Annotated in this window: 12 protein-coding genes; 9 read left to right on the top strand and 3 right to left on the bottom strand. The window is 69.2% G+C overall.

The features are described from left to right. The first annotated feature begins 59 nt into the window (after window positions 1-59). From GGR11_RS10390 to GGR11_RS10380, 3 genes are all read left to right on the top strand, one after another. Window positions 60-3,308 carry an intermembrane phospholipid transport protein YdbH family protein gene (locus tag GGR11_RS10390; protein WP_246331759.1) on the top strand — a complete coding sequence of 1,083 codons (3,249 nt, stop codon included), beginning with the start codon at window positions 60-62 and terminating at the stop codon, window positions 3,306-3,308. A gap of 77 nt (window positions 3,309-3,385) precedes the next feature. After that, window positions 3,386-3,574, top strand: coding sequence for a YnbE family lipoprotein (locus GGR11_RS10385; protein ID WP_183196767.1), 189 nt, complete (start codon window positions 3,386-3,388; stop codon window positions 3,572-3,574). Between the two features lie 32 nt (window positions 3,575-3,606). Next, window positions 3,607-3,966: a DUF1318 domain-containing protein gene (locus GGR11_RS10380; RefSeq protein ID WP_183196765.1), complete on the top strand. Its 360-nt coding sequence runs from the start codon at window positions 3,607-3,609 to the stop codon at window positions 3,964-3,966. A gap of 51 nt (window positions 3,967-4,017) precedes the next feature. Here the strand turns inward: GGR11_RS10380 and GGR11_RS10375 are convergent, their stop codons facing one another. After that, window positions 4,018-5,184: a DNA cytosine methyltransferase gene (locus GGR11_RS10375; RefSeq protein WP_183196763.1), complete on the bottom strand. Its 1,167-nt coding sequence runs from the start codon at window positions 5,182-5,184 to the stop codon at window positions 4,018-4,020. A 79-nt stretch (window positions 5,185-5,263) separates the two neighbouring features. Here GGR11_RS10375 and GGR11_RS10370 point away from each other — a divergent pair, with 79 nt between their 5' ends. After that, on the top strand, window positions 5,264-5,719 hold the full coding sequence (locus tag GGR11_RS10370; RefSeq protein ID WP_183196761.1) for a COG3650 family protein: 456 nt from the start codon (window positions 5,264-5,266) through the stop codon (window positions 5,717-5,719). A gap of 13 nt (window positions 5,720-5,732) precedes the next feature. Here the strand turns inward: GGR11_RS10370 and GGR11_RS10365 are convergent, their stop codons facing one another. Next, window positions 5,733-6,503 carry a LytTR family DNA-binding domain-containing protein gene (locus tag GGR11_RS10365; RefSeq protein ID WP_183196759.1) on the bottom strand — a complete coding sequence of 257 codons (771 nt, stop codon included), beginning with the start codon at window positions 6,501-6,503 and terminating at the stop codon, window positions 5,733-5,735. 158 nt (window positions 6,504-6,661) lie between these two features. Between GGR11_RS10365 and GGR11_RS10360 the strand changes: the two genes are divergently transcribed. Beyond that, a complete protein-coding gene (locus GGR11_RS10360; RefSeq protein WP_183196757.1) occupies window positions 6,662-7,195 on the top strand; it encodes a DUF2306 domain-containing protein in 534 nt (177 codons plus the stop codon). Here GGR11_RS10360 and GGR11_RS10355 read toward each other — a convergent pair. Beyond that, the gene (locus GGR11_RS10355; protein WP_183196755.1) at window positions 7,192-7,947 is read right to left on the bottom strand and encodes a TetR/AcrR family transcriptional regulator; all 756 of its coding nucleotides are present in this window, start codon (window positions 7,945-7,947) and stop codon (window positions 7,192-7,194) included. The two genes, GGR11_RS10360 and GGR11_RS10355, sit on opposite strands and share 4 nt — an antisense overlap. Before the next feature lie 189 nt (window positions 7,948-8,136). Here GGR11_RS10355 and GGR11_RS10350 point away from each other — a divergent pair, with 189 nt between their 5' ends. From GGR11_RS10350 to GGR11_RS10335, 4 genes are all read left to right on the top strand, one after another. After that, the gene (locus tag GGR11_RS10350; RefSeq protein WP_183196753.1) at window positions 8,137-10,362 is read left to right on the top strand and encodes a TonB-dependent receptor; all 2,226 of its coding nucleotides are present in this window, start codon (window positions 8,137-8,139) and stop codon (window positions 10,360-10,362) included. 117 nt (window positions 10,363-10,479) lie between these two features. Next, entirely contained in the window at window positions 10,480-12,000 is a 1,521-nt protein-coding gene (locus tag GGR11_RS10345; RefSeq protein WP_183196751.1) for a spinster family MFS transporter, read from the top strand. An 85-nt stretch (window positions 12,001-12,085) separates the two neighbouring features. Further along, complete coding sequence (gene sucC / locus GGR11_RS10340) at window positions 12,086-13,276, top strand: ADP-forming succinate--CoA ligase subunit beta (RefSeq protein ID WP_183196749.1); 1,191 nt, start codon at window positions 12,086-12,088, stop codon at window positions 13,274-13,276. Window positions 13,277-13,307: 31 nt separating this feature from the next. Next, window positions 13,308-14,219, top strand: coding sequence for a hypothetical protein (locus tag GGR11_RS10335; RefSeq protein ID WP_183196747.1), 912 nt, complete (start codon window positions 13,308-13,310; stop codon window positions 14,217-14,219). Window positions 14,220-14,235 lie beyond the last annotated feature (16 nt).

The following is a 14,235-nucleotide window of genomic DNA, read 5'->3' as shown; positions in this document are numbered from 1 at the left end:
GCATCGAGGGTGGCGATGGTGGTCCGGCGATCAGTTCTCAATCGATACGGCGTCCCTGTTTGACCGAAGTTCCGGACAGTCCTTCCGACGGATCCCCACGTGTCAGGCGCAAGGGCGGCCTGCGGCGTCGACTGGGCCTGGGCCTGCTCGCCGTGTTCGTGGTCGTGGCCCTGCTGGCGGCCGCCCTCTATCTGAATCGCCGGGCCGCAGCGCGCGAGGTTCTGGTCGGTTGGCTGGAGCGGCAGGGCGTTCAGGCCGACGTGGAGGTCGAGCGGATCGAGCTGGACGGTTTCGTCGGCCGCATCCGCATCGGCGATCCGCGCAATCCGGATGTGACGGTCGAGCGCGTCGAGGTGGATTACGCCGTGGCCCTGCCGTGGTCCAAGACCGGCATGGGGGTGACGCCCAGTCGGATCCGCCTGGTGCGACCGGTGATGCGGGCCAGCTGGAAGAACGGAAAACTGTCCCTGGGGTCGCTGGATCCGCTGGTCGAACAGTTCACAGGCGGGCCGCCCAGGCCGGATTCGCGCAGCCCTCTGGTGATCGTCGAGGGCGGGCGGGCGCGGCTCGATACAGAATATGGGCCGGTGCAATTGCTGGCCGATGCGCGGGTGGACGACGGCAAGCTGATGCGGTTGAGCGCGCGGATGCCGCGTGCGGCGCTGAAAAGCGGAGAATTCGAGGCGGAAGGCCTGGGCGCCGTCGTCGATCTGACGACGACCGACGACCGGATCGCCCTGCGGGTCGAGGCTGGGGGCGACCGGGTCCAGACCGCCGCCCTGAACGGCCGGGCGATGCGGCTGAGCCTGACCGGCGACCTGCCCTATCCCGACATGAAGAGGCGGCGCGGCGACGGCCGGGCCGTGATCGACGCCCGTCTGGTCGGCGGCGCGCTGGGCTTGGGTCAAGGCGGACAGCAGACCCAGGCGCGGGACGCGGAGCTGTCGGCGCGGTTCGACGGCGTGACGGCCGGATGGATCGAGACCTTCCGGCTGGAAGGCGCGACCGCCCTGAACCTGAAGGCGGCGGCGATCGATGGGCCGGGCCTTGCGGCGCGTCAGGTCGCCGGTTCGGCGGCGGGCGGTCGGCTGACGGTGTCGCGCGATGAGGCTGTGCGCTGGAGCCTGGAGACGCCGCTGAACTTGACGGCGGCTTCCGGCCAGGCCGGCGAAGCTGAGGCCCAGGGGCTTTCGATCCAGTCGAATGGTCTGTCGATGGGCGGGCGCGATACGGCCTTTGAGGCGACCGGGCCGGTGATGGCGGCGTTCGACCGGATCGGCTTCGGCGACCTGATGCTGAAACAGGCGCGGGGCGAACTGAGCCTCGACGTGGTTCAGGACGGAGCGATGCGGATCGCGGCCGAAGGCGGCCTGCGCTCGGCGGGCGGCGCCTGGCCCCTGTTCGGGCCGGTCGGGCCGGATGAGATCGCCGAGTTGACCGAGATGAAGACCGCGCTGGGGGATTTCGCCCTGAACGCGCCCGCCATCCGCTTCACTACGGGTTCGGCGGGGACCAGCGTGACCCTGGCCCGGCCCGTGACCCTGACTCCGGCCAACGGCGGGGTGCTGACGGTCGCCCAGGGGGGCGCGGGCGCCTATCAGGCCGAACCGGGACGGTTGGGCGGCGGGGCGCTGAATCTGACGGCGACGCGGGGGCGGGGTCTGCCGGAAATGGCCGTGACCGTGCCGGAATGGCGGCTGACGGACAGCGGCTTCGAGGCGCGGCTGGATGGGCGGGCGCGGCTGGACTTCGATCTGGCGCGCGGGATCGACGCCCGGACGCGCGGCCTGCTGGCCATGGCCGACGGGCGGCTGACCTATGTCACCCCGGACTGTGTCGACCTGACGGTCGAGCGGTTGGAGCTGGACGAGAACGACGTCCATCAGGTCGCCGGGAAACTGTGTCCCGAGACCGGACCCCTGCTGAGTTCCAAGGACGGCGTCTGGCGCGTGGTCGGCGGGTTCCAGGGCGTGTCGGCCGACGCCCCCTTCCTGGGCATGCGGTTCGCCGAGGCCTCGGGCCGAGTGGTGGTCGATGGGACCAAGGCGGGGGTCGGGCTGACGGCGACGGTGGCGGGGGCCCAGGTCGTCGATGCGACCACGCCCAAACGGTTCGAGACCCTGGCGGCCTCGGGCCAGGCGACCCTGGCCAATGAGCGCTGGACCGGCGGGTTCGACCTGAAGGGAACCGGCAAGGCGGCCGCGACCACCCTGGGGCGGTTGACCCTGGCCCACGACGGTCGAACCGGGGCCGGGGGCGTTCATATCGCCGCGCCGGAGGTGCGGTTCGTCGAGGGCGGCCTTCAGCCCTCGATGCTGAGCCCCCTGGTCGAGGCCTTCGTCCAGTCGCCGGCGACCGGCGTCGTCGGGTTCGACGGCCGGTTCGACTGGACCAAGGACGGCGAGCCGACGTCCAGCGGGCGGTTGAGCGTGCCGGGGCTGGACTTCGTCAGCCCCGCCGGGCCGGTCAAGGGCGCACGCGGCGAGATCGAATTCACCAGCCTGAGCCCTGCCATCGTCACGGCGCCGAACCAGAGGCTGACGGTCGACAGCCTGGACATCGGGGCCGACGCCACGGCCCTGGACCTGAACTTCGCCATCGACGCGGCGGGGATCAGTATCGCCGGCGGGTCGGTCCAGGCCGGGGGCGGGACCGTCTCCATCGAGCCCCTGGTCGTGCCGCTGGACCCGACCCAGGCCTATAGCGGGGTCATCGTGCTGGACCGGGTCCAGCTGGGGGATGTGGTCGCCGACAGCGGTTTCGCCGACAAGGTGATGCTGGACGCGGTGGTGTCGGGCCGGCTGCCCTTCACCATGGACCCGAAACTGGGCCTGAAGATCACGGCCGGCGCCCTGGGCGCGGTCCAGCCGGGACGGCTGTCGATCCAGCGCGAGGTGCTGACCGACGTGGACGCGGGCGGCGGGGGCGCCGACGTGCCGCCCAATATGGTCGAGGACCTGGCCTATCAGGCGATGGAGCATCTGGCCTTCGACGTGCTGAGCGCGGATGTGAACAGTCTGGACGAGGGACGGATCTCGGTCCTGTTCCACATCCGGGGGCGGCACGAACCGCCGCAGCGCCAGGAACTGCGCCTGACGGTGGCCGAGCTGATCAGCCGGGAGTTCCTGAACCGGGAACTGCCCCTGCCGTCGGGCACCCAGATCGACCTGACGCTGGACACCACCCTGAACGCCAACCAGTTGTTTTCGGACATCATGGCCGTCAATCGGGCGCGTCAGGGTCAGAAAGAACCCGAGCCGGCGTCTGCGCCTGCACCTGTGCCGGTTCCGGCGGCCGAGACGCCGTGAGCCGAACCATTCAGCGACCGTTCACGCGATAGCGTGCTAATGACCCTCTCAACCTTGACCGACCCGGAGTTCTCGCCATGATCAACAAGCGCAAGTTGGCCGGACTCGGCCTCGGGGCGGTCGTCGTCGCCGTGGCGGCCTGCGCCCCGACCATCCGTCTGGAGGTTGCGCCGATCCAGATCTACGCCAAATTGGATGCAGACGTCCGCGTCCGGCTGGATCAGGAGCTGCAGCAACTGCTTCAGCAGAACCCGAACCTCTTCTGATCGCCTCGCTTCTTTTGAAAGGACAGGCCGACATGAGCCTTCGTAAATTCCTCGCCATCGGCGCCCTGGCCGCCGCCGTGTCGTTCGGCGGCGCCGCCCTGGCCCAGACCGCAGCCCAGAAGACCCTGGTCGACCAGGCCAAGGCCGCCGGCACGGTCGGCGAACAGGCCGACGGCTTCGTCGGCTTCCGCGTCAGCACGTCCGACGCCGCCCTGCGCGCCGCCGTGGACGCCATGAACGCCGGCCGCCGCGCCGCCTACGCCCGCAGCGCGGCCGACGCCGGCACCAGCGCCGACGTCGCCGGCGCCCGGATGTTCGAAAGCCAGCTTCTGCCCCGCATCCAGTCGGGCCAGTGGTACCGCAACGCCCAGGGCCAGTGGGTCCAGCGCTGAGCCAGGCGCCTGGATGATCGATCCGGCGTCGCCGGGTCGATCCTGCGGGCTTCAGGCCGCTGTGCGACGCAAGGTCAGGGCCGGCAGAAGCAGGCCTTCGGTCAGGGCGTGCACCACGGGCACGGCGACGGCGTCGCCCATCAATTTAAGCGCCGCGCTCTCACTGCCGGGCAGACGATAGTCGTCCGACACGCCCATGAGCCTTGCCGCCTCGCGCCCGGTCAGGCGTCGCACCCGCGCCCGACCGCCGTCGCAGACCACCACATATTGCCGCGACGACCCGCCCGCCGGGGTGCGCAGACAGCCGGCCAGGCCGTCGAACCGGATCTCCAGCCGCTGGACCTTGCGGCCGTCTTCGGTCCGCACCCGACGATAGGCGGCGCCGACGACGCGTCGGCCGGAGGCGACGGCGGCCTCGATCCGGGCGCGGTGCAGCGGGGCGGCCAGGGCCAGGATGTCCGCGCCGTCGTCCAGCCATTCCACGGATCCATCCGGCTCGAGCAGGGCGGCCAGATCCAGATTGCGCCGGGGCGGGACCGGCAGGCTCCACCAGGCCCAGGCCTCGCGCACGGCGTCCGGCAGCCGGGCATGGGCGGCGACCAGGCGTGCGGAGTGGAAGGGTCCCGAGGGGGCGGAGGCCTCGGGCGCGCCATTCAGGGCCGACTCCTGAACCGCCACGACGAACAGGCGCGGGCGTGACTGGGGCAGCCAGTGGGCGGCGTCCATCTCCAGCGCCCCGACGCGATAGCCGGCCTGGACCATGGCGGCGCAGACGGCGGAAAAATCCCGGCCCAATTCGTCTTTAGGGCCCGAGGTCAGCAGACCGATGACGTTTTCCAGCACGATGACGCGGGGCGCCCGTCCCTCGACCGCCAGACCCTGGATCAGACGCCAGAAGCCCCAGAAGGCGCCGGATCGACCGGCCTCCAGTCCGCCCCGCGCCCCGGCCAGGCTGACGTCCTGACAGGGCGACGAGGCCCAGGCCAGATCGGGCGCGCCCGGCAGGTCGGCGGGGCGCAGGGACCAGACGTCGCCCAGATGGAAGCGGATGTCGGGATGGTTGGCGACGAAGGCCCGCCCCTTGGCGGGGTCCATGTCGTTGGCGAAGACGGTGTCGACGCCGGCCCATCTCTGGCCTGAGAGGCTCGCGCCGGACAGGCCCAGGCCCGCGAGACCGCCCCCGGCGAAGAATTCATAGGCGGTCGGGCGAATCGACATGCGGCCACCATAACTCAGCCCGGCCCCTTGACCGAGGCCGGCCCCGTCCACACCTGCAGGCTGAACGCGGGGGTCCGTCATGCGCGCCATACTCACCACATTGCTGATCGGGCCGGTTCTCGGCCTGACCCTGGTCGGTTGCTACGACCGTCGGGACAAGGCGCCTGAGGCCGCCCCGCCGCCTGAGGCCGCGCCGGTTCTGGCGGGGGTCGATCTGGGTAAGCCCGTGCGGGCCTTGGGGACCGAACCCTTCTGGAGCGTGGAGATCACGCCGGACACCCTGATCTACACCCGGATGGACCAGCCGACGCAGCGGGCCCCCAACCGCGGGGCGACGGTTCAGGGGACGGTCGCCACCTACGCCACCTCCACCGACCTGAATGCGGCGATGAACGTCGTGCTGATCGCTACCGAATGTTCGGACGGCATGAGCGACCGCACCTATCCGCTGACCGCGCGGGTCGAGATCGGCGACGACACCCTGAGCGGCTGTGCGGCCTCGGCCTCCGCCTTGAAAGTCGCGCCGGCGCCCTGACCGGCCCCGGTCGTCACCACCAGTCGGCTTCGCGCAGGGCGCGGGCGTAGCGGCGGCTGACGGGGACGCTGAGGCCGCCCTCCAGCGTCAGGGTGGCGCGGCCGTCGCCGCGATCGACGCCGCGCACGGCCGACCGCGCCACCCACCAGCTGCGGTGGGTGCGGGCGCCCTCCAGCCCCTCCAGCTCTTCAACCGCGTCGGACAGGCGCATCAGGATCAGGTCCGAGCCTCGGTCGGTGTGCAGACGCAGATAGTGATCCTCGGCCTGGACGGCGTGCAGGGTCGCGCCCCTGAGCTTGAACGGCAGTCGATCCAGGAAACGGACGGGCGCCGGCGACGACGTTGGGGAGGGGGCCGCAGCATGGGTCTGGACCGGCTGGGCCCGGCCCAGGAAGACGTTGACCGTCGTGACCGCCAGGGTGACGACCAGCACCGGGCCGAACAGCTGGGGCAGGGCCGCCAGCGGATAGAGTTTCTGCGCGAAGAACAGGCCCGTCGCCGCCCAGACGATGACGCTGAGGGGGCCGGTGATCACGGCGGTCATCACCGCGACCGTCACCCAGGGGCGGTCGTCCACGTCGATGAACCGGGTCACGACCCGGCTGGACATATGGCCCCACAGTCCGCCCAGGATCATCACCAACACCCAGTAGGCCAGACGCTGGAGATAGGGGGCGTTGGCGCTGCCGAAGGCCCCGGTCGTAGCCAGGAAGACGCCGACCAGGGTGGCGACGACCAGGCCGCGCAGGAAGGTTTGGCGACTGTCGGCGGCGGGAGACGTCATGGCGGCTTTCAAGGAAGGGCGCCTGTCTGAAATCACGATTTCCCTTGCTGAGGAAGGGGTGTCCGTTCGCGAAGCCGAGGTGGTCGTTGACGCAGGACGGGAGGCGCGACCGCGAGCCGTGCGTCAGAAGCGGCGAGACAGATCGCCGGAGGTTCCCCTTGTTTCGTCACGCCCGTCTCGCCCGTTTCGTCCCGTCCATCGTCGCCCTGGTCCTGCTGGGCGCCCCCATTGTCGCCTATCTGGCGGCGGACGGGGGGCGGATCGCCCTGCTCGGGTTCAGTTTGCGCGCGCCCGACTTCGGCCTTCTGGCGGCGGCGCCGACCGCGATCCAGATCCATGTGGCGGCGGCCCTGACCGCCCTCGCCATCGGCATCGTGCTGCTGGCGGGGATCAAGGGGACGCGGCTGCACCGGGCGCTGGGCTGGACCTGGGTGCTGGCCATGGGGACGACGGCGGTCAGCTCCTTCTTCATCCACGCGATCAATCCGGGCGGGCCGGCGGGTCTGTCGCTGATCCATCTGCTCAGCGGCTGGACCATGGTGGGCCTGCCGATGGCGGTCTACGCCGCGCGGCGGCATCGGGTGCAGACGCACCGGCGGGCGATGACGGGGATGTTCGTGGGCGGGCTGATCGTCGCCGGCCTGCTGACCTTCCTGCCTGGCCGGCTGATGTGGGCGATCTTCTTCAGCTAGCGGGGCGACATGCCGACGACGGCGCGGAAGCCCGCCGCCGCGAACCGGACCATATAGTCGCCGGCCGTCTCCAGGTCCCCGGATCGGGCCAGGCCGCCCGACAGCCGGTCCAGACGGCCCGTCTCGCCCAGGGTCAGGGTCAGGGCGCCCGACAGATTGTGATAGCCCCAGTACAGGTCCACCTCGCTGGCGTCCGGCAGGACCACGGCGATCAGCTCGATCAGCCGGCGGATGGCCGGGTCGAAATAGCGGGCCATGGTCTCGCCGCCGAAGGTGGGGTTGGCGTTGGTCTGGGCCACCAGGGCGGCATAGTGTTTCCAGCCCGGCCCGCCCTTCAGCGACCATTCGAACGGGGGGCGCAGGAAGGCCTCGAGCAGGCCCTCCAGGGTCATGTCCGGCCCGGCGGCCTCGGCGTAACGATCGATGGCGGCGACGCGGTCGTCGTTCCAGACCTGGGCCCGGCGCAGGAAGACGGCGTCGAACAGGTCGCGCTTGGCCCCGAAATAGTAATGCACAAGTGCGGTGTCCACGCCTGCCTCGCGCGCCACCTCGCGGATGGTGACGCCGTAGAAGCCGTGTTTGGAGAACAGGTCCTCGGCCGCGTCCAGGATCAGGTCGCGGGTCTCGCCGGCGGCCTTGGCCTGGGTCTTGGGCGGCCGGCCGCGTCGCGCTGGAACGGCGTCGGCGGCCGACTTGCGACGCGCGGCGGCGATGGGACGGGCGGCAGGGGACGAGGCGTCGGGCTTGCTCATGTCCGTGAGGCTAGGCGGGCGGTCGCACCGGTGCAACGGCGCCACGCCCGCGATCGAAGCGGCGGCGCGGCGACGCAAGGTAAGGGGAGGGTTTGACAGACGGCGGAAACCGGGTCAGGTTCAAGAAAATCATTGAACGCTGAATAAAAGCGTCAACGGGCTGGAAACGACAACCAAAGGGGTAGGATCATGAGACATCATGTGAAGTGCGCGCTGCTGGCCGGCGCGGCTTGGGGCGTGCTGGCGGGGGCTTCCACGGCCCAGGACGCCGAGGCGGCGGCCCAGGCGGCCAATGCAGAACAGGCCAATATGGTCGAGGACATCGTCGTCACCGCCCGGCGGCGCGACGAACAGCTGAAGGACGTGCCGGTCGCGGTCTCGGCCCTCAGCGCCGAGCGTCTGGAACAGACCGGCGCGACCAATATCACGGCCCTGCAGCAGCAGACGCCGAACGCCACGGTGCAGATCGCCCGCGGCTCCAACTCGACCCTGATCAGCTTCATCCGCGGCGTGGGCCAGCAGGACCCGCTGTGGGGCTTCGAGCCCGGCGTCGGCCTCTATATCGACGACGTCTATGTGGCCCGGCCGCAGGGCGCCGTGCTGGACATTTTCGACATCTCGCGCATTGAGGTGCTGCGCGGGCCCCAGGGCACCCTGTACGGCCGCAACACCATCGGCGGGGCGATCAAATATGTCACCAAACGCCTGGGCGCCGATCCCAGCCTGACGGCGCGGGCCGAGGTCGGTTCGTATAACGAGCACAATTTCCTTCTGTCCGGCTCGGTCCCGGTCGGTGATGCGTTCGCCATCGGCGGCGCGGTCGCCACCTATCAGCACGACGGCTACGGCGAGAACCTGAACACCGGCCAGGACCAGTACGACAAGGACGTCACCGCCTATCGCGCCAGCGCCGAATGGACGCCGAATGAGAACCTGTTCTTCCGACTGGCCTGGGATCGGGTCGAGGACGATTCCAGCCCCCGTCACGGCCACCGCGAAGTGAATTCGACCACTGGCGGCTATACGCCTCCGGCCAGCGAATATGACACCTACGCCGGGATTACCGGCGAGCAGAAGGTGGTCACCGAGGGCGTGTCCCTGACCGGCGAATACCGGGTCAACGACATGCTGACCCTCAAGTCCATCACCGCCTATCGGTCGGGCGACACCTCGACGGTCATCGACTTCGACCAGACGCCGCTGCCGACCCTGGACGTGCCGGCCATCTATTCGGACGACCAGTTCACCCAGGAGTTCCAGGCCCTGTTCACCGGAGATCGCTGGTCGGGCGTGGCGGGCGTCTTCTATCTGGACGGCACCTCCTCGGGCGCCTTCGACACCATCGCGGGCAATCTGGGCCTGGCCATCGCGGCGGCGGGGTCGGTGGACACAAAGTCCTTCTCGGTGTTCGGCGACTTCAGCTACGACATCTCTGACCGGCTCCACGTCTCGCTGGGCGGGCGCTACACCAAGGACGACAAGGACGCCTCGGTCCTGCGCCTCTTCTATCTGGGCGCCACGCCGACGCCCTACACCGGCGGGGTCGCCCGGCCGATCTTCGCCACACGCACCGACTACACCGCCTCGGACACTTTCGAGAAGTTCACGCCGCGCGCCAGCATCTCGTATGACTTCACCGAGGAGGTTACCGGTTACGCCTCGGTCAGCCAGGGCTTCAAGTCGGGCGGCTGGGACATGCGGGGCGACGCCGCCCTGGTGCCGCAGACGGTCAATGGCTACCAGCCCGAGACGGTCACCACCTATGAGCTGGGCCTGAAGGGGTCGGCCTTCGACCGGCGTATGAACTTCGCCTCGGCGGTCTTCTATTCCGACTACAAGGACCAGCAGATCACGACCCAGCAGGTGGCCACGGCCCCGGCCGTCGGCATCGCCTCGGTGGTCGACAACGCCGGCGCCTCGACCATCTACGGCTTCGAGCTGGAAGGGTCGGCCTTCCTGACCGACGACATCACCGCCAACTTCTCGCTGGGCTATCTGAAGAACGAGTTCGACGAGTTCATCACCCGGATCACGGGCACGCCGGTCGATATCTCGGACACCCGCGAGCCGCAGAACTCGCCGGAATGGTCGGCCTATTACGGCATGACCTGGCGGGGCGACATCCTGGGCGGGGAGATCCGGGTGACGCCGTCGCTGTCCTACCGGTCGGACTACCACCTGTTCGACACGCCGGACCCCATCCTGGACCAGGACGGCTATGTCCTGGCCGACGCCAGCGTGGTCTGGATCGCGCCGAGCAAGCAGTGGGAGGTCGGCCTGTTCGGCCGCAACCTGACCGATGTCCGCTACAAGGTCGGGGGCTACAGCTTCCCGGGCGCGACCTACAACAACTCGATCAGCGCCTTCTACGGCCCGCCGACCACCTATTCGGCGCGCCTGACCTACCGGTTCTGATCGCCGAAGACGCCTGACGGAGGGCGGCGGTCTCCGGGCCGCCGCCCTTTGCTTTGCAGGGGGCGGACTTGCGGCTAGGCTCGCCCCAACAAGAAGAACATGTCGAGGGAAACGCCGATGACGACCGACACGCTGACGGACGCGCAGGCGCCCGCGCCGCACCGACCGGGCTACCGCTTCTATGTGCTGGCGGTGCTGATCCTGATCTACATGCTGAACTTCCTGGACCGGCAGATCATCGGCATCCTGGCCGCGCCGCTGAAGGAAGAGTTCGGCATGTCCGACAGCCAGTTCGGCCTGTTGGGCGGCATCGCCTTCGCATCGGTCTATTCGACCCTGGCCATTCCCCTGGCCTGGATGGCCGACCGGTTCAGCCGGGTCTGGATCATGACCGGAGCCCTGGCGGTCTGGTCGGGCTTCACCGCCCTGTGCGGCATGACGGGGTCGTTCGGCCAGCTGTTCCTGTGCCGTATGGGCGTGGGCGTGGGCGAGGCGGGCGGGGTCGCCCCGGCCTATTCGCTGATCGCCGACTATTTCCCGCCCCATCAAAGGGCGCGGGCCCTCGCGGCCTTCGCCTTCGGGATTCCGCTGGGCATGGCGGCGGGCACCCTGGTCGGGGGGCTGCTGGCGGCGACCTACGGCTGGCGCACGGCCTTCATCGTCGTCGGCCTGCTGGGCCTGCTGGTCGCACCCCTGCTGAGGCTGACGGTGAAGGATCCCCAGCGCGGCGGAACCGATGCGATCAAGACCGAGGCCCAGGTCGCGGCCCTGGCGGCCGCGCCGGTCGGCACCGACCGGGCGGGCCGGATCGCGGCCCAGGTCATGCTGGGCCTGGGCGCCGGGCTGCTGCTCCTGGCGGCGGCGAACTGGTTGCTGGGCGTGTCCCTGGGCAGTCCGCTGGTCCTGGCCTTCGCCGGCCTGCTGGCGGGCGTGATCGGGGTGTCGCTGATGGTGGCGCGACGCACCGCCTCGGTGGTGATCAAGAAGCCCAGCTTCTGGCTGCTGGGCCTGGGCGCGGCCTCGTCCTCGGTGTGCGGCTATGGCGTCGCGGGCTGGTTGCCGCTGTTCTTCATGCGCAGCTTCGACCTGACCCTGCGTCAGACCAGCTGGTATTACGCCGGCATCGCCCTGATCGGCGGTCTGCTGGGCATCTGGCTGGGCGGGATGATCGCCGACAAGCTCTCGAAGAAGGGCAAGGGCGCCTATCCCCTGACCCCGGCCATCGCTTTCCTGATCTCGGCGCCCTGTTTCATTCTGGCGATGAACTCGCCCTGGCTGATCGGCCTGGTCCTGCCGGGCGGGGGCAGCAACACCCAGCAGCTGGTCCTGGCCTTCCTCATCTTCCTGTTGCCGACCGGTCTGAACCTGGCCTGGCTGGGGCCGATCACGGCCGCGGTCCAGCATCTGGTGCCGGCGGCCATGCGGTCCACGGCCTCGGCCCTGTTCCTGCTGCTGAACAATCTGCTGGGGATCGCGGTCGGCTTCTACTATTTCGGCTGGATGAGCGACCTGCTGGCGCCCCGGTTCGGGGAGGAGAGCCTGAGGTGGGCCATCTACACCGGCATGGGCTTCTATGTGCTGGCGGCGATCCTGCTGATCGGGGCCTCGCGGACGCTGAAGCGGGACTGGGTCGACTAAAGGGAGGCTGTGGACGGTTGCACCTGCGAAGGGACGGGGCCTATAAGCCCCGCAACTCTCCCAGCAGCGGTTGCGACGGTCCCTCATGAACATCCACGAATATCAGGCCAAGCAGGTCCTCAAAGGTTTCGGCGCCCCGGTCGCCGAAGGCGTCGCGGTGACGTCCGTCGATCAGGTCGAGGCGGCCGCCAAATCCCTGCCCGGTCCCCTCTATGTTGTGAAGTCGCAGATCCACGCCGGCGGCCGCGGCAAGGGCAAGTTCAAGGAACTGCCGGCCGACGCCAAGGGCGGCGTGCGCCTGGCCTTCTCGGTCGAAGAGGCCGTCGCCCACGCCAAGGAAATGCTGGGCAACACCCTGGTCACCGCCCAGACGGGCGACGCCGGCAAGCAGGTCAACCGCCTCTATATCGAGGACGGCGCCGACATCGATCGTGAACTGTACTGCTCGCTGCTGGTCGACCGCGCCTATGGCCGCATCGCCTTCGTCGTCTCGACCGAAGGCGGCATGGACATCGAAACCGTCGCTCACGACACGCCCGAGAAGATCCAGAACATCGTCATCGACCCGAGCGCGGGCGTGACCGACGCCGACGTCGCCGCCATCAGCGCCGCCTACGGCCTGACGGGCGCCGCCGCCGAAGACGCAAAGTCCCTGTTCCCCGCGCTGTACAAGGCCTTCGTCGAGAAGGACATGGACATGCTGGAGGTGAACCCGCTGATCGTCATGAAGGACGGCCATCTGCGCGTCCTGGACGCCAAGGTCAGCTTCGACGGCAACGCTCTGTTCCGCCACGACGACATCAAGGCCCTGCGCGACGAGACCGAGGAAGACGCCAAGGAAATCGAAGCCTCCAAGTGGGACCTGGCCTATGTCTCGCTGGACGGCAACATCGGTTGCATGGTCAACGGCGCCGGCCTGGCCATGGCGACGATGGACATCATCAAACTGTACGGCAAGGAGCCGGCCAACTTCTGCGACGTCGGCGGCGGCGCCGGTAAGGAGAAGGTCGCAGCGGCCTTCAAGATCATCACCGCCGATCCGAACGTCCAAGGCATCCTGGTCAACATCTTCGGCGGCATCATGAAGTGCGACGTCATTGCCGAGGGCGTCGTCGCCGCGGTGAAGGAAGTCGGTCTGAAGGTGCCGCTGGTCGTGCGTCTGGAAGGCACCAACGCCGAACTGGGCAAGAAAATCCTGAACGAGTCGGGCCTGACCATCCAGGCCGCCGATGATCTGGACGACGCCGCCCAGAAGATCGTCGCGGCGGTCGGCTAGGTCCGGCGGCCGCCCCAGGCGGAAATCGTCGATGGCCGTGTTCGAAGTCGTCGCCATGGCCTTGGCGCCAGAGCGGCATGTCGCGGCCTTCGTCGATCATTTCCGCCGCAAGGGGGCCGCGCGCGTTCGCGTCTATTTCGACGGCGCGGCCGCGCCGGCGCCGGACGCCGTGGGCCTGGCTGAAGGTGAGCTGATCGTCTGTGACGACGCCTTCTGGTCCGCACTCGGCGGTCGGCCGGCGACGGTCGAGGATCGGCAAAGGGTCGTCTATGGCGCGGCCTATCGCAGCCTGGCCGCCGACTGGCTGCTGGTCGTCGATATAGACGAGCAGCTGTTCGGCGCGGTCTCGCCTGCCGCCGTGCTGGAGGCGGTGCCGGCAGACTGTGAGTCCGTCATCTTCGAGACTGTCGAGGCGGTCTGGCGATCCGGGGACGATCTCAATCTGGAATACGGGGCCAGTCTGGCCCGCAAGTCCTACAGCGGGCCGTTCTGGTCCGAGCTGAGCCACGGCCTCTATCCGGGCGCCGGCAAGTTCTTCGTCCGGGGGCTGCTGGGCCATCATATGGGCAAGCACGCCGTGCGGCGCGGCCTGGCAGACATCACCGTCTGCATCCACGAATCCAAGCGGGTGGGGGTTCCGTTGAAGGCCGCCCTCGCCCGCGACCCCGGCGCTGGCGGTCGGGCCTGGCTGCTCCACTATGACGCCATCAGCCTGGACGGCTGGCGCGCCAAATGGGATCGACGGCTGGCTGTCGGCGATACGGCTGAGTGCGGCCGTCGCCGAAGACGGCAGCAGGCGGACTACGCCGAGGCGCGGGCCGCGGGCCGGGAGGCCGCGCTGTTCGAGAGACTGTACGCCCTCACGCCGGTTCAGGCCTGGATTCTGCGGCGGCTGGGATTGTTGCTCGATATTTCGAGCCCCCGCTGGCCGACAAAGGACTGACTTGCCCCGTCTCGCT

Origin of the sequence: Brevundimonas mediterranea, from assembly GCF_014196125.1 — a bacterium.
GTDB lineage: Bacteria > Pseudomonadota > Alphaproteobacteria > Caulobacterales > Caulobacteraceae > Brevundimonas > Brevundimonas mediterranea.
The sequence above is the reverse complement of the archived record's forward strand: the minus strand, read 5'-3'. Positions and strand labels throughout refer to the sequence as shown.